Annotated in this window: 19 protein-coding genes; 4 read left to right on the plus strand and 15 right to left on the minus strand. The window is 62.3% G+C overall.

Annotated elements, in window-relative coordinates; all coding sequences use genetic code 11:
* Positions 1-172: 172 nt before the first annotated feature.
* The 3 genes from AC3WQS_RS28715 to AC3WQS_RS28725 are packed head-to-tail and all read right to left on the minus strand — an operon-like array spanning position 173 to position 1,615.
* The gene (locus AC3WQS_RS28715) at positions 173-367 is read right to left on the minus strand and encodes a hypothetical protein (protein WP_021334494.1); all 195 of its coding nucleotides are present in this window, start codon (positions 365-367) and stop codon (positions 173-175) included.
* 40 nt (positions 368-407) lie between these two features.
* The gene (locus tag AC3WQS_RS28720) at positions 408-1,262 is read right to left on the minus strand and encodes a CPBP family intramembrane glutamic endopeptidase (protein WP_021334495.1); all 855 of its coding nucleotides are present in this window, start codon (positions 1,260-1,262) and stop codon (positions 408-410) included.
* Between the two features lie 11 nt (positions 1,263-1,273).
* Complete coding sequence (locus AC3WQS_RS28725; RefSeq protein WP_021334496.1) at positions 1,274-1,615, minus strand: hypothetical protein; 342 nt, start codon at positions 1,613-1,615, stop codon at positions 1,274-1,276.
* 588 nt (positions 1,616-2,203) lie between these two features.
* Between AC3WQS_RS28725 and AC3WQS_RS28730 the strand changes: the two genes are divergently transcribed.
* The 4 genes from AC3WQS_RS28730 (at position 2,204) to AC3WQS_RS28745 (ending at position 8,100) form a co-directional block, all read left to right on the plus strand.
* Entirely contained in the window at positions 2,204-2,602 is a 399-nt protein-coding gene (locus tag AC3WQS_RS28730; protein WP_064074594.1) for a plasmid mobilization protein, read from the plus strand.
* The gene (locus AC3WQS_RS28735) at positions 2,599-4,359 is read left to right on the plus strand and encodes a relaxase/mobilization nuclease domain-containing protein (RefSeq protein ID WP_064074595.1); all 1,761 of its coding nucleotides are present in this window, start codon (positions 2,599-2,601) and stop codon (positions 4,357-4,359) included. Before AC3WQS_RS28730 ends, AC3WQS_RS28735 begins: the two co-directional genes overlap by 4 nt.
* Before the next feature lie 1,361 nt (positions 4,360-5,720).
* A complete protein-coding gene (locus AC3WQS_RS28740) occupies positions 5,721-7,352 on the plus strand; it encodes a hypothetical protein (protein WP_205908036.1) in 1,632 nt (543 codons plus the stop codon).
* A gap of 172 nt (positions 7,353-7,524) precedes the next feature.
* Complete coding sequence (locus AC3WQS_RS28745) at positions 7,525-8,100, plus strand: hypothetical protein (protein ID WP_143542555.1); 576 nt, start codon at positions 7,525-7,527, stop codon at positions 8,098-8,100.
* A 74-nt stretch (positions 8,101-8,174) separates the two neighbouring features.
* Here AC3WQS_RS28745 and AC3WQS_RS28750 read toward each other — a convergent pair whose 3' ends face one another.
* From AC3WQS_RS28750 to AC3WQS_RS28805, 12 genes are all read right to left on the minus strand, one after another.
* The gene (locus tag AC3WQS_RS28750; protein ID WP_087503837.1) at positions 8,175-9,005 is read right to left on the minus strand and encodes a hypothetical protein; all 831 of its coding nucleotides are present in this window, start codon (positions 9,003-9,005) and stop codon (positions 8,175-8,177) included.
* 201 nt (positions 9,006-9,206) lie between these two features.
* On the minus strand, positions 9,207-9,971 hold the full coding sequence (locus AC3WQS_RS28755) for a Shedu anti-phage system protein SduA domain-containing protein (protein WP_064075293.1): 765 nt from the start codon (positions 9,969-9,971) through the stop codon (positions 9,207-9,209).
* Between the two features lie 208 nt (positions 9,972-10,179).
* Entirely contained in the window at positions 10,180-10,656 is a 477-nt protein-coding gene (locus tag AC3WQS_RS28760) for a hypothetical protein (protein WP_064075292.1), read from the minus strand.
* A gap of 152 nt (positions 10,657-10,808) precedes the next feature.
* Positions 10,809-11,621, minus strand: a complete 813-nt coding sequence (locus tag AC3WQS_RS28765; protein WP_064075291.1) for a hypothetical protein — start codon at positions 11,619-11,621, stop codon at positions 10,809-10,811.
* On the minus strand, positions 11,621-12,391 hold the full coding sequence (locus AC3WQS_RS28770; RefSeq protein WP_064075290.1) for a DUF4913 domain-containing protein: 771 nt from the start codon (positions 12,389-12,391) through the stop codon (positions 11,621-11,623). The genes AC3WQS_RS28765 and AC3WQS_RS28770 overlap by 1 nt, the downstream gene beginning before the upstream one ends.
* Positions 12,388-14,214, minus strand: a complete 1,827-nt coding sequence (locus AC3WQS_RS28775) for a type IV secretory system conjugative DNA transfer family protein (RefSeq protein ID WP_064075289.1) — start codon at positions 14,212-14,214, stop codon at positions 12,388-12,390. Before AC3WQS_RS28775 ends, AC3WQS_RS28770 begins: the two co-directional genes overlap by 4 nt.
* Before the next feature lie 86 nt (positions 14,215-14,300).
* Positions 14,301-14,552 (minus strand): hypothetical protein, encoded by a 252-nt coding sequence (locus AC3WQS_RS28780; protein WP_019750037.1) that lies wholly within the window; start codon positions 14,550-14,552, stop codon positions 14,301-14,303.
* Positions 14,553-14,855: a hypothetical protein gene (locus tag AC3WQS_RS28785; RefSeq protein ID WP_020971508.1), complete on the minus strand. Its 303-nt coding sequence runs from the start codon at positions 14,853-14,855 to the stop codon at positions 14,553-14,555.
* Positions 14,852-16,582 carry a putative type IV secretion/conjugal transfer ATPase gene (locus AC3WQS_RS28790; protein ID WP_019750039.1) on the minus strand — a complete coding sequence of 577 codons (1,731 nt, stop codon included), beginning with the start codon at positions 16,580-16,582 and terminating at the stop codon, positions 14,852-14,854. Before AC3WQS_RS28790 ends, AC3WQS_RS28785 begins: the two co-directional genes overlap by 4 nt.
* A gap of 31 nt (positions 16,583-16,613) precedes the next feature.
* The gene (locus tag AC3WQS_RS28795; protein ID WP_019750040.1) at positions 16,614-18,104 is read right to left on the minus strand and encodes an SCO6880 family protein; all 1,491 of its coding nucleotides are present in this window, start codon (positions 18,102-18,104) and stop codon (positions 16,614-16,616) included.
* Positions 18,105-18,159: 55 nt separating this feature from the next.
* Complete coding sequence (locus AC3WQS_RS28800) at positions 18,160-19,695, minus strand: hypothetical protein (RefSeq protein WP_075835914.1); 1,536 nt, start codon at positions 19,693-19,695, stop codon at positions 18,160-18,162.
* Positions 19,689-20,543: a DUF8175 domain-containg protein gene (locus tag AC3WQS_RS28805; protein ID WP_020971506.1), complete on the minus strand. Its 855-nt coding sequence runs from the start codon at positions 20,541-20,543 to the stop codon at positions 19,689-19,691. The genes AC3WQS_RS28800 and AC3WQS_RS28805 overlap by 7 nt, the downstream gene beginning before the upstream one ends.
* Positions 20,544-20,558 lie beyond the last annotated feature (15 nt).

The following is a 20,558-nucleotide window of genomic DNA, read 5'->3' on the forward strand; positions in this document are numbered from 1 at the left end:
CCCCCCCCCCCCCCCCCCCCCCCCCCCCCCCCCCCCCCCCCCCCCCCCCCCCCCCCCCCCCCCCCCCCCCCCCCCGCTCCCGTATGCGGTGGCGGTTGTTCGGGCATCGAGCCCTAACAACCGCTGCGCCAGCTCCCCAGAGCGCCACCAGTGCAATGCGGCGCACCGAAGATCAATCGAACAAGTGATCCGTGGTTCCCGGCGCGGGAAACGCGAAATCGATCTGAGCACGCGCAACGGGTTCGCCAGTCAGTCCTTCGACAACAGCGGCAAGATCCGCATCGGTGATCACGTTCAGATGCTTCGTCGATTGGTACATCGCGGCCTCGACTGCGGAGCGTTCCACAGGGATGTTCTTGTCATTCACGGCTGGGCCTTTCGTTGTGTGCGTGGAGCTAGTGGAGAAGTCACGAGTTCAGCACCCACTGCACTTCGATGATCAGGTTGGCGAATCCGTGGGCAGCGATCGCCGGCCACAGTGAACGGGTGTACAGGGCGAGGACAGTGAACAGTGCGCCGCCGATGAACGCCGACACCACATTGCCAAAACCGAACTTCAGGTGAGCGAAAGCGAAGAGCACGAGCATGACCGAGGCAACCGACAGAATCAGAACACGATTCGACGGTTTCCAACGCTGGACGGCGAGAACGCCGGACCGGTGCAGAATCTCCTCCGGTAGTGCTGCGTGGAGGAAAGCCCCGGTCACTGCGGTGAAGATTCCACCCCGGATCAGAAACTCCTTCCGAGCCTCGTTCGCGGCGATGGTGTCCGGATCGGTGACCGGAAACCACGTATCCAGATTCACGCCATATGCGAAGAGGAGATAGTTTCCGATCGCGACGAGAACCGGAATCAGGAGAACCCACAACCCGATCCTTCTCCACGCAGACATCTGCGAGTTCGGTCGCGGCATGACAAAGCCCAACCACCGGATCGACCGCACCCAGGTGACGCGCAGCGAACGGGCCAACGATCCACTGCGCGGCCAACGGCCACCGGCTTTTGCATTTGCGATCGGCGGGACAAGAGCAAACACCAACCAAAACAGCCACGAGAGAAATGCGTCTTTGAGGTTCTCGCGAGTGGGGTCGTCCACGGCATACGCAGCGTTGTGAATCGCGTAACCCAGTAGCACCGTCGACAAGAACCGAATCTGCGTACGCACCGGAATCAACCGGTACCACGCGTCCCTCATCAGTTCGTAGCGCGAGCGAACAACAGTGAGCGGCGTCGTCCCCGAGCGAACAGCCGGTGTGGTCACCGTGCGCCGTCCTAAGCGCTCTTCTGCTCACCGGATTCAGCGGCCGGCGAAGTTTCGATCTTCTTCGTCACCGACTTCTTCGTCGCTGTTCGCTTGGCTGCTGACTTCCGCGCAGCCGGCACACGCCACTGTTTGATCGAGCTTTCGGTGAATCCGACACGGAGCGCTTCGCTGATCGCGGCGTCGAGGTTGCCGACGTTGGCGGCGTCCTTGCGGGCGAACTCCTCACGCGTGTCGAGCAGTTCCTTGTGTGCGGTCGCCACCACACGGATGATCTTCATCTTCTCTTCGGCTTCCGCCTTGATAGCTGCGTCGAGTGCGTCGAAATCTGGTGTGTTCGGTGTCGTGTTCATGCGCTACATCGTAGGAGAAATCTCGCCCGTCCGTGCACCACTGAACGTGCGCTAAGCGCAACTCGCGGACACCCGGCCCGTTGTCCACGGGTGGGTGTCCGGGGCGGCGTTGTGTGCACACCAGACGCGGAGCGGAGGAATCTGGTGTGTGCCCAATGCCGAGAACCCCGGTGCCCGCCTGTGGGCAACATCAACCACCCGAACTGCGTATCGACGCGCTCCGCGCGGCGCATCTTCTTTTCTCCGAGATTCGACCACAGATCGGGACTGCTCCGATCCTCATATGGATGCCCGAGATTTCCCTCTCCGCTCCGCTGCGTCTCGGGCACCCACAATCGGGACCAGCCCCCAGATGGGGACGAATTTGAGACCGGAGGAACTCGCGGGCTCGTCCTGGCGCTTTTGAGATTTCGGGGACGAGACTCAGAACGGAAGTGACTCCGAAATCTAGACCCCGGCAGAGCAAGATAGTAACTTAGGTGCCCTAAGTTGGGTCAGGTCTTGCCGCTGCGCTCTGGACCTGAGACACTGGCGTGTAGCCCCACGTGGTGGGGGCGCTGCGCTGGGCCGAAGGGAGGCACGACGGACATGAGTGAAGACGAGGTCAGTCGACCCCGCCGGTTCCGTCGTGAACGCCGGGAGAATGTGCCGGGCGGTCGAGCTGGCCGGCACGTGGTGAAGGTGACTCCAGAGGAGGAGTCCGAGTTGCTGCGCCGTGCGCAGGAAGCGCGCATCACCGTGGCGCGGCTGATGGTCGAGTCCGCCCTGTCCGACTCCGGTGAAACTGCTACTGATCGTCGCGATCTTGCTGCGGAGTTGTTCTCCGCGTTCCGGTTGTTGTCGGCAATTTCTATCAACATCAACCAGATGGCGAAAGCCACCAACGCAACCGGAGACATCCCCGCCGAACTGAACGGCGCACTGGTCAGCGTGCGGCGTTTGGCGGACCGGATTCACGGCACCCTCGACGAGATGTCCGCGCCGTGATCGTCAAGATTTCCCGCGGCGCCAAAGTCACCGGACTGATGTCGTACCTCGCCGGTCCGGGCAAGAGCAACGAGCACAGCGACCCCCATCTGGTGGCCGGCGACTACGCGATCATGGCGTGGTACGACGACAATGAACTCAGCGGCGTCGACGCTCTCGCGATCGGCAAGCAGATCGACCAGCCCCGCAAAGTGTTCGGCACCGAAATCCAGATCCCGAACTACCTTCGTGATGAATCCGGCCAAGACGTTCGCGACAGTCACGGCAAGAAGGTCCGCGATCCGATCGACCTCTACCGCGACGGAAATGTCTGGCATTGCTCGCTCTCGCTCAAAGCCGACGAAGGCGAGCTGACAGACGAGCAGTGGAACAAGATCGCCACCGAGTTCATGGACGAAATGGGTTTCACCGACACCTCCGGCCGCAGCCCCGCCAGATGGGTCGCCGTCCGTCACGGAGTGTCCGCGAAAGGCAACGACCACATCCACATCGCCGCATCCGCCGTGCGCGAAGACGGCACCAAAGTCAACCTCTACCGCGACTGGAAACGAGCCAGCGTCGCGGCTGCTCGCATCGAACGCGAACACGGCCTCGCTGTCATCGAGTCCCGCCAGAGCAAGACCGGCGAACGCGGATACCACCGAGCCGAAAATGCGCGCGCAGTACGCAACGGGAAGACCGAACTCGACCGCGATCTCCTCGCACGGCGCGTGCGTGCTTGCGCGACATCGTCGAAGTCCGAGGCGGAATTCGTGCGCCGACTTCGCGGGCAAGGGCTGATCGTCCGGCCCCGCTTCGCCTCCGGCCGCGATGACGTCGTGGTCGGCTACAAGGTCGCCGTCAGACCCGATCGCGATGCAATCGGAGCCGATGGAAAGCCGATCTTCTACGGAGGCGGTCATCTAGCAAAAGACTTGACCCTCCCCCGTCTCCGGAAGGAATGGGAAGACACCCCTACGGCGTCATCGGAGGCCGTCGACGAATGGCGTAGCGCTCGGCGCGAGCGTCCCGCCGCGCGACCCGGACGTGAAGCGAAAATGCTCGACCCGAAACTGCTCGAACGAGCCGGTCGGGACATCGCGGCCTGGAACAAATACCTAGCTTCGATTCCCGTGACCGACCGAGCGCAATGGGCACGCGCGGCGGGACGCACGGCAGGCGTTTTTGACGCATGGTCAGTCCGCACCGAAGCCACACCAGGACCCCTTGCCCACGCTGCGAAACAACTAGCCCGATCCTCACAGATCCCCGCACATCAGCACGCACCGAAGAGGGCAGGCGTCGTCTCCGCCGGCGGTGCGGCCCTGATCTTGATGCAAACAAGCCCGCAGCTCGGCAAGACCGCGTCGTACGCGCTGTTGATGCGCCAACTGATCAAGGCAGTGGAAGCGATCGCTGCCGCACATCGTGCAGCCGGCGACCTGAGCCGGGCGCGTGACCTCGAGATGACTGCGCGAGTGGAACTCGCAGTGATTCATCGTCAGATGCCTCAACCTCGCGCCGAGGTCGAGCGTGTCGAATCCGAGGGCAGCGTCGCAGTGCTCGAACGGTCGTTTTCGGAAGAGCAGACAACGGTGGAACCAATTCCGTCGACGGATCAGGCAGGGAGCGATGCCGCAACGCTTGCCGCCGGTGACTTCCCGGTTTCCGCCCGCGAAGCAGCAAAGCGCGGCCCGTCTCCAATCCCCTCGAAACTCGATCCCCAACGAGAACAGACCCGAGCGGGAAGAAACCGGGATCACGGCCCCCAGCGCTGATGCTCCAGCAGTAGCCCCGGAATCATCTTTGGCACGGCGATCGGCGGGCGAAACAGTATGATCGGTCGGTGCTGAACACGCCCAATGAAGGCTCGGGGCTCGATGAGTCCGCAGTGGTTTCGACCTCGGATCGCAAGGTCTTCATCAGCTGGGCCCACCGCAACGTCGATTGGAACGACGAGCAAGAGCAACAGTGGACAGGCCAGGCACACGCCTTCGCTGAGCTTTTGATCCGCAACGGGTTTCCGAACACCGAAATTGACCTGTGGTATCTCGATAGTCCAGTACCGGTCTGGACTCGGTGGGGACCGCAGCAGATCGAAGATGCAGATTTCGTGGTCGTTCTACTCAGCAATGCATGGAAGGAACGTTGGGAAGGGACGAACGATCCCACAGTCGGCGCTGGTGCAGCCGGGGAAGCCAATACTTTGCGGGGGATATTTCAACGGAACCAGCAGGAGTTTCAGCGCAAGGTAGTGCTTGTTGCGCTACCGCCGATTGATGGCCTATCGGGAGTGGGTGACAGTGCTCTCCCCGATGAACTACGTGGAGTATCACGAAAAAATGTCAAGCAACTGACGGACAGTGGGATCGGCGAACTCGTACGACTTTTTACGGGTCAGCCTCGGTACACGAAACCGACGGCCGGACCGGTACCGGTCCTACCTCCCATTCAAGCGCCGGCGCTCTCCACGGCGACGAGGCCGGTCCCGGGGTTGGCCGAGGAACCCTCAGCAACAGCACCAACAAGCGGCCCAGTGAATGTGTCCGGAAGCGGTAACACCGTGATGATCGGAAACAACCACGTTCATCAGCCGACGATGTCTCAGTCGACCTACGAACTAATCGGCCGGACAAGCTATTTAGCCGGATCCATGAGCGCATCAACCAGTCGTCGACGCCGACTGCGGTTCGGCGCAGGCCTGGACGAACAGCAAGTTGAGCGTTCACTTCTAAATGCAGTGGCTGTTCCTTCTCGGATTGATGAAATCGGACCGGGCGAGATACGCGTTTTGACCGGGCCATTAGGTTCTGGAAAGTCGGAGATAGCCGAGGAGTGGTTGAGAGCAAGCATCAGACGGGCTCAAAATGACGACTCCGCGCCGGTGCCGCTCTTCATCTCGGCTAAGGAGTTGGACGAGACAGTCGATGTCCGAGTGAGCCGCGACATCGGTTCAGCCACGGTACTGCGGTGCGGTGTCGACATAGTGATTGACGGGCTCGACGAACGTACGGACTTGGCTGCCACAAAAGTGCAAGAGGCATCGGAATTCGTTGCACGTTGGACCAAATCCCGGGTTGTGCTGACGACTCGAAATCCCGATCTACGCGACGAGTCGGTACAGGTCGCAATGAGCGACATGACCGACGCGCAGGCGGCAGAGCTGATGAGCGCTGTCGCCGGTCGCCCGATCCCTCCGCTTGGTGCCCAACTGACAAAGTCAGTCAGACGACCCCTATTCGCGGTGCTGACGGCGTCGCACGCGACCGCGAACGACGGAGTGACAGGCACTTCCGAACTCATCGACCGTGTCGTCGAACAAATCGTGGAGTCGGAAGGGATGGAACTGATTCCCTATCTGATGGAACTTGCAATCGAAACCGTCAGCACCGGGAAAGCCGTAGACCCCACCAGATTTGCCTCACTCGAGATCGCCTCCAAGATCCGAAAATCTCCGCTGGTCACCGGCGCAGGAAAGACATGCGCCTTTTCCCTGGCCACGTTCGAGCAGTGGTTCGCTGCGCAAGCGATACTCGACGGAAAGGTCGACGTAGTACCTCTGCTGTCTTCAATGCGCTCCTTCGACAGGTGGAAGTACGTCTTCTCGATCCTGCTCGCTGCTGGGGAACCCACCAAAGTCGATCTGGTCATGGCTGATATCGCTCGTTGGAATCCAGGTGCAGCTGCCTGGATCATCAAGGAGACCGAGAGAGGCGGGCTGACACGGCATATTTCGGAACTCGAAGAGTCCGACTGGGAAAGCGCAGGACATCGCATCCGCTACGCCCAAGCAGCGTGGCTTGCCGGACTCGGTCCGCTCGGACAGGCCTTCTTCTCGTCTTTCGCGGGAGTCGCATCAGGGTTGGATGACATCGCACTGTCGGTCCGCATTGGGCGGTCCAAGATCGCTGTCTCATGGATCGCACCTCGCGACGGGGAAACGGGCAGCTTGCCCGAGATCATCAAAGCAGGGCACGACTTCGAATATCGCGTGATGGTAATGAGGCAGCATGCCCTGCCCACGGGCGTCAACTGGGTTTGGGCACTGACACAGTCCTACTTGCGCGACGACATCTCGAGTTCCTTCAAAAACTTGATTTTGGGCACGGCAACGGAACCAGGAATCGTTCGGGACGAGCTGACCTCCGGAAGCCCTGAGACCATCGGTACCTGGGGCTCTACGATGATCACGCCCCAGTTGTACCCCGGTCCCGACATTTCACCGTCCCAGGAAGATCCTTGGGGGAATTTCACTGCTCGCCGCATGCACGAACGGGTTTGTGCGATCGCCACAGCAGCGCTTCAGTGCTACCACGAGTTGGTGGAACGACTCGTTCCCAACTTCACAGGCACACTTGGAACCCAGGGGCTCTTCCCCGTCGAGTTCTTCGGAGACGTCAATTTCACCCCGGGAGAGGATCAGGGGGCCTTTAGCTTCGGCCCCCCGGAAGCAGGCCTGGGATGGACACTTCGCGCGCGGGCATCAAGCCCATTCGACGAGGCCACCGCCCTATCCAACACGGTCAATCTCACGCTCAACGACGAGAAAAGATCCGCAGAGATGTCCGACGACAGAGATGTGCAGTACGCCCAGTTTCAGGCATATATGGCCCAAAGCCCTGAGTTTGCGGAGTTCGCACCATCTTTCAGCACGGTTAGTCAGCGGGTTTCTCCGACCGAATCGACGCCGGCGACGGGCCTTGCATCCGGCTTGCTCTGGGGAGATCTCGAAAAACTCAACTGGGTGTCCGGGCAACGACCGCTGTTGTGATAACTCGGCCGAGTGCGCGTAGACGAAAGAAGAAGTCGAAACGAACTTTGCCGAAGATTTTGGATCACCGGGATCGGTGAGTTCTCAACCCCCAGCGTTTGAAAGAACGGAGGCACGGAGGCACCACCGAGGCACCATCAAGAACCGCGAAATGTGAATCAGGGGGATAGCTGTGACAGATATGGACGCATCGACGTGGTGGATGCACCAACCGGGGACGGAGTTCAGCGAAGGGGTGTGGCTGGCAGGATGGGACGATCAAAGCACGTGGGGATGGGAACTCGGAAACTACTTCCTGTCGCTGTTGCCGAACGGGGCTCCCGATGACGTAGTCCCACAGTATTTCGGGCTTCCCTTCTCCCACACCAGTTCCGTTGTGGCAGCAGCCGCCCGAGCAACCCGCGCGGATCCACTAAGCATCTGCAAGGCTCTCGAAATCTTGCCACCGCCCGGCCCGCTCCCGAGCGAATCACAGGTCGCCACCTTGCAGATGAGGGCGCGCGAACTCGGTGCCGGCGAATACGCCGGGGGTCAGAACGCTGCATGCGATTGGCTCCTCGGCCGCTCTTCGATCTGCCCCGGCTCCGGCTGGAATTGGTATACCGGGCAGCGTCCGGACCGCGCCATAATCGCGGCCGAGGCCGAGATCAACACCGGCGAAATCTACCTCGACCCGACGAGCCCCCGAGAGGTCTACCGAAGAGGCGTCGACGAAATACTGGGCCGAATCGTCGCTCGCTTCAATTGACCTGGCCAGCAAAATGCACAGCCAGCCTGCTGAGGCGATTGCTTGGGCAGTTTTGGGACGCGTTCAGGTATCCGTCAGTCACCGGTTGGGACTCGAGTCTGCGCTGTCGAGACCGTGGCGATGACGCGATCGGGCGCAGTGAGGAGTTCAGCGACACGGCAGAAAGTTTCGTTCCAGTCCGTAGCGCTGTCGAACTTTTTGGACTGAAGAGCACCAACGAACATAGCTCGTACGGGCGCCGCTATTTCTGCAAGATAGGAATCCTCTAGCGCTCTAGAAAACTGCGCAAAGGCCTGCGATGAGGCATCGTCGCAGGCCTTTGCGGCGTGAGCGATAGCAGCCACCTTCGGGTCCTTGGCGGTCTTGGGGAATTGCCGTTCGAGCCTTCCGATTCCAGACGTGTCCGGACGTGCGGCCTCGATCGCGGCGCATTCGGCCGCATACGCGATTGCTGCTTGTGCCGCGGCCGCACACGGACGATTGCATATCGCAAGTGGGATGGTGACCGTCTGCACTGTCGCGATCACCGAGGGGACGACAGCGAGCGAGATAGACCCCTTGTGCTCGTGGCGGTTGATATACCGCAGCACACGATGCCCGTCCGCTCGCACAACCGACTGGGCGGTGAGACCGAACCAGTTGCTGGCCTCCCCACGCACATCTGTGACGTCTTTGGCATCGACACAAAGCGTGATTCTGTGAAGGTGGAACTGGGAGTCAGCATCTGACTCGTTACGCATCCGTCGCAACATGTTTTCGATAGCGGCCTCGTAGGTTCCAAGATGGATCGCCGAGTCCGTCGGTTCTTCGTTCATCGGAGGCCACTCGCGGTACGTGGAGGTGTGGTACCAGGCCACACCCGACAGAGCGCTCGGATCGAGAGCGACATCGTCAGGCGCTGACACAGCCAGATCGTGCTCGTCCTCCGTCGTAACCGTGACACCGCAGCGAACGCAACGTACACGCTCACCGGTGACGTACTGCTCAAAGGTCAGCCGAGTTCTATCCGTGCAGGAAGGACAGATGATCCAGCAGTGTGCATACCCGAAATCAACTCTTCGGTCGGCAACCACTATCGACTCCTTGGCTTGTTCTGGCCGTCGGGTTTAATCCGATTCTTCGGCCCTTCTCCTACGCCTGCCCTCCAGCTCATCTGAGCGCATTTGAGCGCGTTCGACGAGCCAATCCCACGAGTGGATATCGATGTTGTTCATGGTGGCGAGCCTGCGTCGGGCCGCGTTCGTACTCGCAGGCGTCTCGTGGCGGCGACCGATGATCACAAGGCCGCGCACAGTGGGGTGGACATCTACGAGCCCGAGGCCATTCTCGTGCCGAGGATTTCTTACATACTGGAGGTTGCTCTCGATGAAGCCGCGCCAGTCGTTGATCTGTTGGATGGCATGGACAAGCGATTTGTTGGGGTGGCCATCCTTGTTGAACATGACTTGTTGCGGGCCTTCGAGCTCCACTGCGAGCCACTCAAACCCCTGCGAACTGTTCTCCGCGATCATGTAGTCGCTTCTGAATTGATCACCGAATTTCTTCTCTGCAATGACCCACCTCCCGTGGCCACCGCCCAGCGGTTGCACCAAGAGATGGGGTCGCGATGCCAAGAATTTCTGCATATCGGGTTCGTTTTTCGCGTCGTGGAGCGCGCGACGAAATTCGTCGACGTCGTCGGGCGTGATGGTGTCCCACGTGACGGAGAATTCACTGAGCGATAGTTCGGCCTCTGCTTCTCGCGCTTTGCGCGCTTCATAATCTTTGTGGTCTTGGAGAATCGCTGCCCACTCGTCTGCGTCCAGTGAAACGTCAACAAAGTCATCGACGTTCGGTTCGTCGCGAGGGTCCGCGGGACCGATCTCTGACATGCAATTTCTCCTCGCACTTGGTGAAGTTTCCGTGACTCTACGGACAAACTGATTGTTCAAACGGCGAGACGCACAAAACCGTGTCACGCAGTAGTTAGTTGTGGTCTTCCTCCGCCGGTGGCAGCTGAGGTCAGTCGACGGGCAAAGCTTCGGGATCCGCGCTTGTGCGCGGATCCCGAAGTCGGAGTGGCTTGAAGGTGGAGGAGTTTTAGGGTTCTGTCCTCAGGTCCTCGAGATATGTCAGCGTCATCGGGGACGTGTCGAGCTCCGTCAACGCGAACTCGCCTTGCCTGGCGTCACCGAATTGCACGACGACCAGCGCACGTTCGGGAATGAAGTCGTCACCGGAAGGCGCCGGCGGGAACATCGTCTCGACCCATTCACGGTCGAACGGTTCTTCCCCGGCGACCACGAATCGCCACACGTCGCCGTGCGAGATGGTCAACAAGTCGTCGGCCCAGAGTCGAAGGACACGCTCAGCGGGCGGGTCGATCCAGCCACCGAAGCCGTACTCGGGATGTGCGAAGTCGAAACCGGAGCCTGGGGGCACTGACAAGGTGATGGCAGGTACTCGTACCGCGGTGTCACCATGCGGGTGCATGACCGCGTGATTGAACGTGCCGATCATCAAAGTCAGCCCGACCTCCTCAGTAAGGAATCGGCCGTACGTGTCCGGGGCCGCCAAGCGTGGCCACCTCGATGGCCCCGAGACAGGTTGGGGCTCCGGGGCCACTGGCGGCGGGCTCGTTTCGGATGGTGTGTCGGTCTTCTGCTGCGCTGTTCGTCGCTTGAACGGCCACATCGGTCGGTCTCCTTCGTAGATCGCGGGGTGGTCGGCTATCTGCCGGCGTGTTGGCGTTCCTGGCTGCGGCCCTTGCTCGGACGTCCTTTCCTGGCGACCGGCGGTTTACCAGTCCCGGTCTGCACCGCTCCTCGGGGATGCTTGGCCTGGTCGAGATCGGCCGTCATCCGGGCGCCGATCGTTTCCTTGTCCACTCCTCCGGCGTTCATGTCGGCGGCGAGGGCATCGCGCCGTTCGGCTGAGTCGTACTCGGCTTCTGCGGCTGCGCGATGAGCGTCTGCGTCTTCGACGATTTCAGTTTCGGCCGGCGTACCTTCGGCTTCCGTCGCCGTCTTGTCGAGCCGATCGGCTTCGGCCATCAACTCGGAGGCCTTCACGTTCTCGCGTTCGGCGAGTTCCTGTTCGGCGGCAGCGGCCCGCTTGGCTTCTTCGGCTGCTTGGAGCAGGTTCTCGATTTCTCGGGGGTCGATCCCGGGGGCGCCCGCGTCGATTCCGTACCGGGTCTGGACTTCCTTGCGGATGCGATCTGCGGCGTCGGCCGCGGGCTGCGAGTGGTCCTGCCAGCCGCGGGCCTGCTGCCAGCTGTCGGCGATCTGCGCGTGGGTAGCGTCCTCCCACCAGCGGTCCGTCATCACCGGACGTAGCTGCGCCTCGATCGCGCTGCGTTCGGCGACGAGCCGTTCGCGCAGTTCGCGGGCCGCCTGCACGCTTTTGGCTTCGGCGTCGCGGATCTGCTTCTCCCGTGCGCGACCCATCTGCTCTGCGAGACGGGACGCAGACTGCAAGCCGACCCGGAACATGCGCGTGAGTTCTTGATTGACCTCACCGATTTCGTCGTGCTCTGACATCAGTTGTTGCCTTCCTTGTGGGGTGACGCCGCTGTGGGCGCGGATTCAGGGGAGAGACGCATGTCGGGGAACATCGACGACGGTGCGGGTTCAGTCGGCAAGGGCACGATCGCGAAGTCGCCGCCGGCATGACCGCTGCGGACCGAGCACGCTTTGAACGTGCCCTCTGGATCGAATAGCTGTGCCATGTGGTGGTCGGCGTGATCGCGCCACCACACACTCATCCCGGTCGAGGGATCCAGGCGCAGACGCTCCCATGCGCGCCACAGGGCTTCCAACCGGGAGATAGCTTCGGCGTGTTTCCACCACTGCGTGCACCAGTTCCTTGACGTCCCCTCGATCACCTCACGCCGATAGACAGGGGCGATGCGTTCGCGCACGAACTCCTCTACCGATCCGAACACCAGTTCCGGTTCTGCCGGCTGCTCCGGCTCCGGCTCCGGTTCCGGATTGGCGAGTGAAATCTCGAGCTGCGCCAGCAACCGGGCCGCTGCCGCGGCTTCGAGTCGCGCGTACAGCTCCGGAGTGAGGATTTCCGCCCACTTCGCTTCGGCGATCGCGTCGGCTTCCTTCTGGATGCGTTTGAGAACTGCCTTGCCGACCATCGCCTCGAGGTTCTCGCTCAGCGGCGCTTCGACGTTCGGTTCATCTCTCCCGCTGAGGGGCGTGTACGCGGATGGGGGTGGATAGTCCGCATCATCGGGCGGCAGATAGTCAGCCTCACCCGGATCGAAATCGTCCTCCGGTGGTGGCTCGAACGGCGCGGTCACAGCGACACCGCCTCACGCGCAGCCCCGGCGTGGTCTGGCTTGAGCCATTCGGACAGCCCTACTTCTGCTTCCGCCAACGTCGCCGGGGCTGCCGGATCGTGGGCTTCGATTGACGCCCTGATCTGGTCGGCGTGCGGGCCGGCCATCCACGGCGCCGTCCGTACGATCACAGGCCGGTTGCCGGAGGAACGTACGATCGCCCGGCCACGTGGCAGTGCTTCGAGTTCGGATTCGGTGAACGTACGAACTTTGGTGCGCTGCTTGGAAGTGGATCGGCCTTGCGAGGAGGCTGTGACCGACCCGGTGATCTCCCAATGGTCACCGATCGCGGTGGACATGTCCCGAAGGAACACCCCGTCATCGACGGCGACACCACCGCCGTAGACCTTGACGTTCGCCGCCGACCACAGTTTCTTCATCCCGCGTTCGCCCCACACCTCCACACCCTGTGACCAGGACTGCAAGATGGCCATGATGATGATTCCGCGTGAACCGTAGTGGCTGTAGAGGCTAGGCAGCTTGGACCAGCGCACGACGTTGGCCACCTCGTCGAGAGGAGCGACGAGAGGAACAGGCAGACGTCCCTTCGGCGAGGTAGTCGCGATTTCTTCGGCCGCGTCGATCACGGCGACGGTCAACGCAGTCACCAGTGGGCCGGCCGAACCGTTGCCCTCGCGGGAAAGGCTGTAGAGCGTGCCTCCGGAACGAACGAATTCACGAGGATCGAAATGCGGCCGCGGATCGGTCAAACTGTCCGACGTCACCCAGGGATGAATCGTCCTGATCTTGAGCGAGCGGATCATCTTCTTGGCAGTACCGAACACACCGCCGCGTTGTTTGTCGGGCGCGTTGTACTGCCCGGCCAGGCCGTCCGCCTGCAATCCGTACCCATGTTGGCGAAGGATCTTCACCGCTTCCTGGTTCTGCACGTCCGTGACCCACGTATATGCCTGTGTGATCGGGCGGCGATCGAGTGCCGCAGCCAGGAACAGTGCCGCCAACAGATCCTTTCCTTCCGGATCGAAGAACGCGTCCGTCTTCGCTTCGAGTCCGTCGTCACCGGAGGCGAAATGATCGGCCAGATCGGCGGCCCTGACTTCGTCGGTCACCCACGTGAGCGGATTCCACCACCAGCTCGGTTCCTCATTGGCGACCCTCTGCGGATCGAACACCCAGACTTGCGAGCCCATTGCTGCTCGAACGTCGCGGGTCGCGTCGACGACATCACGCTTGTTCGACGTCGTCAGGACTGCGCCGGGAGCATCGAGAACTGCGGGGATGACGCGACTGGTCGACTTACCGGTGCGAGGACCCCAAATATCGACGTGCAGGTCCTCCCAGCTGCCGCGCAACATCGGGGCCGACCCGAACACCGGCTTGCTCGGCAGCAACAGGTACCCGAGCTGGATGCCGACAACGTCGTCGGGACGGAGCCGCACCTGCAAGGATTCGGCTTTCGCCCGGCATGCCTGTTCCGTCAACGAAGCGATGTCGCGACCGCGGCCCATGTACTTGGCTAGCTCGTCGACGCGGGTGCTGTCCCGCTTGCGCAGGATCAACAACCACATGCCCACTGCGACCAGCACGATCAACGCCAAGGCAAAGGCAATCGCCACTACGCTCGCACCGGACTCCCACACGAGATCGCCCTTGATCAGGCCAGCGACCATCGCCATCGGATTGACCGGAACATCCTGCTCGGTGCCGAACTGCATCGCGACGGAGGCGCCGACGACGCCGGCAACCGCGATCCCGGCGCACACACCGAGCACCTCGAACGCCACGTCACCTTGACTGGGATCACGCACAGAACCCTTACTCATGACTGATCTCCGTTACTGTCGACGGCGGCACTGGCGGGGGAAGTGAGTATTCGTCGAAACATGGTTTTTACTACCAACTTTCGGATCTACGTGTTGTCCGTCGGTATCTCGACGACGGTGGTCAACGTGACGGCGTAACCGGCACGTGGTCTGCCCGTCAACGATGTTCCCGTTACTTGAGCGGGGATGACGGTGTGTGAATGGCCTTGTACTGCAACGAATCGGTGTTTTGTTTCGAGGTCGGCGACCAGGTCGTGCATCTTCTGTACCGCACTCTGCAATGCGGCCGACGGCTCACCGACTTCGGTGGCGGTGCTGTAAAGAAAGATATGCGTCATTTACAGGCCTCTGTTCGCGGCGATCAGTCCACGGTTCACTTCGCGTAGTGCTTCGAGTTCGACGCGGAGGGAATGTATTTCGGAATCCGGGGCGCACGGTTGCGGTTTCACGGCGTCCGCGCCTTCCCGCTGCCGTAGCCATGCCCGCACGGTGGAGGTGTGGATCCCGGTATCGGCGGAGACACGCTCGATGGTCGCCCACAGAGACGGATACTGAGGGCGCAGCTTGTCGACCAAAATTACTGTGGCACTGCGCACCTCTGCTCCGTAGCGGTTGCCGCGGGTGCTGCGTTTGCCGCTCATGCCGCATTGTCCTTCGCTGTCTGTGCCGCGTATCCGGCGTCGGTGGCGTCGACGAACCGACTGTCGGTGTCGTGCCACTGGTATTTCAGTTCCGTGGGGGTCAGGACGGTCTCGAAACGGTGCCCCGGAATGCGTTCGGTGCCCTGTTTGAGCAGGAAAAACCCTCGGCCTGGGGGTGGTCCTGGCTTTTCGAGTTGGGCGTCGTAGCCGGCTGGGGACGACAGCGCGGAGACCCATGCCTTGTCTGCGCGGGTGAACGGAATGATGGAGTCGAGTTTGTCCATCTCGTCCGAGGTCAGGGCTCCCACGATCAACGCTCCGGCGCGTTCGATGAAGCCCTTGGCTTTCATGATGTCGAAGTCCATTTCGAGCGATTCGAGGTCCTTGACGGTGTGGGTGATCATCACCAGCGCCGTTCCGACGGTGCGGGTCAGGCGGGTGAGGGCGTCGACGCGGCTGACCATTCCGGGGCCGGCGAGGACTCGCCAGAATTCGTCGAGCACTGCCAGGAAGAGCAACCGGTCGCGAAGTCCGCAATCGGCGAGGACGTGTGCGGCTTCGATGGCGCCGAATCCGTCCTCCCAGCATGCGGCCATCACCGCAGCTTCGAGCTTGGTGTCACCGTGGCTGAGCGCTGAAATGTCCACGCACACACCGGTCGGTCGATCCTCGCCGGTGAAGTCGATCGGGGTGGTCGTCTGCTGGGAGAACACCTCACCGAGATCGCCGTCGAGCAGCGCGGACAATGTCTCGAGGAGGGATTCGACCTTGGCGAGGTACTTGTCCTTGTCGCGGGTGTACGCCTTGCGCATCAACTCTTCCGGCGGGTTCTCGATCAACGTGAGCAGATCCGAGATCAGCGGCGGGTTGTCGTATCCGAAACGGGGGTCCTTTTCGAGTAGGCGCAGCGCCGCGGTGATGATGTTGCGTTCGGCCTGTGTCAGCGCTGTTCCGCGCTCGATTTCGCACAGTGACTGCATCACTCGCTTGCGGCGTTGGTGAACCTGTTTGATCACTTTCTTCTGCAAGTCGGGGAAGTCCGCGAGCAGCGGAATCACCGACCCGAGAGCTCCGATCGCGAGCGGGTTGAGGTACCCCTCGCCGTGTCCCAGGCGCACGATCTTGCCGCGATCGCCGCAGATGATTTCGATTTCCTTGGTGAAGTCGGGTTTGGTGTCGGCGAACACGAACGGGATGTGACCTTGGGCGATGCCGCCGCTGACGAGTTTGCGGCCCACCGTGGACTTGCCGTTACTGGGGAGGGCGAGCATGAACACGCTGGGGGTGTTCTGTCGGCGTGAACGGTAGGTGGCGGTGATCGGGTCGTAGTGGAACGAGATGCCGTCGGGATCTTTCCCGAGTGGGGTTCCGACCATTGGATAGGTGCTGCCTACGACCCACGGGGAGAGCCCACATGCCTGCACGCTGGTGCCGCGGAACTCCGGCGGCTTGGGTACGACGCCCATCTTGCCGCCGCCGTGGCCGGCGAAACCGCGGTCGGTGAGTTTGGGGGCGCGGCGCCATTTCGGTTCGGTTCGGGAAGGGTCGCGTGCGAGTTCGGCGGCTTTCGCTGCTGCCTTCTCGTCTGCGATGCGTTGTTTTTCCTCTGCCTGGCGGCGTTTGCGTGCCGCTGCCATCGGATCGCGTAGGGAAGCATTCTGCTTCTTGCGTCCGGGTTCGTACGTGCCGGTCAGGTCTGCGATCCGGCGGCGCAACATCAAACTCATCGTTTTCTCCTGTCGGTGGTGGTCGGCCGGTTCAGGCCTGCAAGGTTTTCGCCGTCGTTGCGTGGTCTTGGAGATAGACCCCGACTCCGACGCCCGAGAGAAATGCCGCTGCCTGGTATCGCCATGCGGGCCGTACTTTCGTCGAGCACCCGGCGACCAGGGATTCGATCGTGTCGGCCTGAATGTCGAGCTGGGCTTCGGTACTTGCCGACGCGGTGACGATCAGCGAGACCGCTGTCGCGCCGGCACCGTTGCCGACCTCGACGCGAGTACGGTCTGCTGCCTTGACCTTGAGGTCTGCGCGGACCGATCCGATACCGCGTTGGGCATTGCGTTCACCGACTGCGTAGACGTAGCCGCTTTCGACTGCGTTCACGGCGTCGGCCGGGGACATCGGCCGGTGAATCAGTGTCACGCGCTTGCGCGGGACGTCGCCGTGACCTTCGAGAAGTGCTTTGAGAATCCGTTCGTTGCGGGCACCGGACGGGGGTGCGTTCATCACCCAGGTCCGCGAGGCCGCGCCTTCGTGGAAGTAGGTGTTTTTGGTTTCCTCGGCCGTCATCGGGCCGGCATCGAGCCAGTCGACGTACATCTCTCCGCTGCGCAGTGACGATTCCACCTCGGCTTCGACAACCGGGCGGGGATCGTATGCGCGGCGCACGACTGCGGAGATTTCGTGATCGGACATCGGGACAGCGGTCACGCGGAATGTGCCGAGGTTCGCGCAGATCGACGGAAGACGTTCTGCCAGATCGGCAATCATCGCCATCGGATCCTTGCGTTTGGCTTCCGTGTTCGCGGTGAAGGTGAGCGCCATGTGGGTGTGCAACTGGATTCCGTGACGTACGCCGGTGCCCGATTCGCGGACCACCGCTTGTGCGAGTTCAGAGGTGCCGGGTTTGCACAGTCGCGTGATTTCCGCGTCTTGCCGCGCCCCTGTCTCTGGGAGGGTTTCGATGATGGTGGCGATCGCTTCGATGTCCGGCGTCTGTCCGCTGAGGTTGATGAACTCGCCCCAGTTGGCGACGTCGAGGTCGACCTGACCCTGTTCGACACCCTTGTATCCGGGCACAGAGCAACGCAGCCTGATCGTGTACTGATGCAGTTTCGGTAGATGACTCATTCCGAATCGTCGGCCCAGTTTGTCGATTCCCCACCACATTTCGATCGGAGCGCCGATTCCCGGGACTCGGGTTCGGCCTCCGGGCGCGTTCGAGAGAGAACCAGCGCGCAGGATGTGCTGGCCGCGCCGACGTTGCTTGCTCCACCCGGTGAGTTCAGTGGCGAATTCGTACCCTGACTTACCGCCGATGCGTGCAGCGAGCGGCGCCCAGGTCAGCACCACTACGCCGAGGATCACCGCTCCTGAGATGAAGAACCCGGCGAGCAGTGCAACGATGCCGGCCACGATGCCCGAGGCGAAGACGTAGAACATTTTCTTCGACACACCGAACAGGTACGTCGAAGGGGCTTCGTGAAGACCGCCGTAGGTGTTGGGGCGGGCCGGTGCTTCGGTGCTCATAGCTGCTCCTTGAGGATGGAATCAATGAGGTCAAACGGTGCGGTGCGGTGTGCGCTCATCCGGACCGCCCACCTTGCGGCTCGTCCGGAACGTCCGCTCCCCCACTTGCTCCGGAGGCGCTGTCGCCGATCGTCGATGCGACGGCGCCCATAGCGCTGCCGATCCGGTCGGAGACTTCCTGCCCGACGGCGACGGCCGCGCCGACCGGACCAGCGGCCGCGGCCGCGCCGGAAGCTGCACCGCCGGATGCTGCTCCGGACGCTGCTCCGGACGAACCGCTCGCGGTCGCTGCTCCGGACGGACCGCTCGATGCGGCTTCTGTGCCACCGCCCGAGGGCGCCGGTGAGCTCGATCCCGATGAGGGCGTGCTGGAGCCGGTCGGTTCCGTACTCGGGCCGCCTTGAACGCTCGACGACGAGGAGGACCCGGAATCCTGTTCAGCCGAGGAGGACATCGACTGGATCATCGAAGCGCCCATACTCGCGCCGGTCGCGGCGAGCATGCCGCCCAGCACCGCGCCGCCGTTGCCGCCGGCCATCGAACCCATCGCCGGAACGATCAGTCTCGCCAACGCCGGCATCGTCAGGCACGAGAGTGTCAGCAGGATCATTCCGGCGAAGACACCTTGTGCGTCGGTAGCACCGGCGGCCGAGAGGAAAGCGATCCCGTACACGCTGGAAGCGACGAACGGGAACAGTGCGAACACCACCGCCCAATTCCGTAGCTTGGTCCAGGCCTGCATTCCGGCGCTGCCGATTCCTGATGCGGCGGCCGCGATCGGTGCCCATCCGAGGACCAGGCGCAGCATCGCGATCTGCATCATGATGAACACCGCTTGCACGGCGGTTCCGACGATGCCCAAGATTGCGAAGACGAAAATCAAGCCCGGACCCAGGAGAGGGCCGACTTCGGCGACGGCGAGGAGTTTGTTCGCTGCTTCGTCGATGTTCTCTCCGACCATCGCTTGAACCAGCCACACACCCGCTGCTCGGGAGAGTTCGTCACCGGCGAGGATGAGCGGAACCAGAGTCCAGGACGCGAACACCGTGCGGGTCAACATCATTGCCGTTTCTTCGGCATGTTGCTGTGCCAGACGCGATTTGGCCCAGGCGAGTTTGAGTGCGGAGATCCCGACCGAGATCATGAACGCCGCTATCTGGAATATTCGCAAGAATTGGTGCACTTGCCAGACTGTGTTCTCGGTGTCACTGTTTCCGACCGCGCCGGTGACCGAGTTGGTCATCCACCACGTCAGCATGAAAGTGATGCCCTTTTTCCAACCGTCGAGGAACACTTCGGCGGCCTTGCCGACGCCCGATTTCCACATCCCGTCGGCGAACTCGCCGGCCGCGTCCTGTGGATTGGCAACAGCAGTGCCCAAGTCGCAGAACCGCTCGAGGAACCCACCGACGACCGGTACGGAGTCACCGACGTCGCGGCAACCGGCATACATGTCGTCGTCAGCCGGCGGTTGTCCGGTTTCCGAAGTGCCCGGATCATCTGCCGGGGGCTGGGCATGCCCGAGCGCGACCGGCCCGAAGACCAGCACGGCCAGGAGCAGAGCCGCGATCGCAGACAGACGCTTCACCATTGGGTCCACCCCGTCAGCGAAGTGATCGTCTGCGGCGGAAGCTGGGTGGAAGGGCGACGGATCTTCCAATCACCGTCCTGCCAGACGACCTCGAAGCGAGTGGTGAACCAGGAGCCCGGAGTCTTGTCGCGGGCCGCGACCTCCACGACTGCGAACGAGTTGTCAGCGCTCCAACCGGAAATCTTGAATGCCGCCGGGATGTACTGAGGGGGCAACTGGCTCCAGTCGATCCACTTCTTCGGCGCCCACGACGCCTTGTTCCCCCGTGTCGAGGGTTCGATCTGGTTGTCGAAGACCGCATCGAGTGATTCCTGGTCGATGACCGTCCGCATGCTGATCTGCCAGGCAGCGAGCGCAGCGCCCTGAGGGGTGCGAGCGAAACCCGTGGCCAATGGGCCATCTACTCGAGTGGGACCGTCGGAGGTCGAGAACGGCAGGATGAACGGACCGACTTGCTGCCACATCAACCCCTCCGGAGCGGGGACCGGGTCACCTTCCTTGAACGAGGGGCGATCTGCCGACGACTGCGGCAACGCCTGACCACGCGGGTTGACGGGGTTGGCGATCACGCGGCCGAACAGATCCGCCGACGGAACGCCGAATGCAGTGCCGCTGTCGGGTTTTGCTGGTGCCGTCGCGGGCGGCTGGGTGGCAGTGGGGGCGCCGGCGCCGGCGGAATCGTCGTCGCGGGTGACGGCGATGAACACGGCGACGGCCACGACCACAGCGAGAAGCGCGCAGAACACGGCAGCGGCGATCCCGGTCGTGCGGCTGGTCGCCAACCACTCGCCGGTGCGGCGAAGGCGCGATCCTTCTGTGGTCTCGCGGGGTTCGGTGCGGTTACTCACGGGTGGCTCCTGAAA

It is taken from the genome of Rhodococcus sp. FW305-130 (genome assembly GCF_058788335.1).

Bases quoted from the DNA above. Each gene is read 5' to 3' on its own strand.
- AC3WQS_RS28765 (WP_064075291.1), bottom strand. From the start codon at position 11,621: ATGTCAGAGCACGACGAAATCGGTGAGGTCAATCAAGAACTCACGCGC.
- AC3WQS_RS28740 (WP_205908036.1), top strand. From the start codon at position 5,721: ATGACCGACGCGCAGGCGGCAGAGCTGATGAGCGCTGTCGCCGGTCGC.
- AC3WQS_RS28790 (WP_019750039.1), bottom strand. From the start codon at position 16,582: ATGAGTTTGATGTTGCGCCGCCGGATCGCAGACCTGACCGGCACGTAC.
- AC3WQS_RS28755 (WP_064075293.1), bottom strand. From the start codon at position 9,971: ATGTCAGAGATCGGTCCCGCGGACCCTCGCGACGAACCGAACGTCGAT.
- AC3WQS_RS28725 (WP_021334496.1), bottom strand. From the start codon at position 1,615: ATGAACACGACACCGAACACACCAGATTTCGACGCACTCGACGCAGCT.
- AC3WQS_RS28800 (WP_075835914.1), bottom strand. From the start codon at position 19,695: ATGGTGAAGCGTCTGTCTGCGATCGCGGCTCTGCTCCTGGCCGTGCTG.
- AC3WQS_RS28780 (WP_019750037.1), bottom strand. From the start codon at position 14,552: ATGACGCATATCTTTCTTTACAGCACCGCCACCGAAGTCGGTGAGCCG.
- AC3WQS_RS28775 (WP_064075289.1), bottom strand. From the start codon at position 14,214: ATGAGTAAGGGTTCTGTGCGTGATCCCAGTCAAGGTGACGTGGCGTTC.
- AC3WQS_RS28730 (WP_064074594.1), top strand. From the start codon at position 2,204: ATGAGTGAAGACGAGGTCAGTCGACCCCGCCGGTTCCGTCGTGAACGC.
- AC3WQS_RS28785 (WP_020971508.1), bottom strand. From the start codon at position 14,855: ATGAGCGGCAAACGCAGCACCCGCGGCAACCGCTACGGAGCAGAGGTG.
- AC3WQS_RS28795 (WP_019750040.1), bottom strand. From the start codon at position 18,104: ATGAGCACCGAAGCACCGGCCCGCCCCAACACCTACGGCGGTCTTCAC.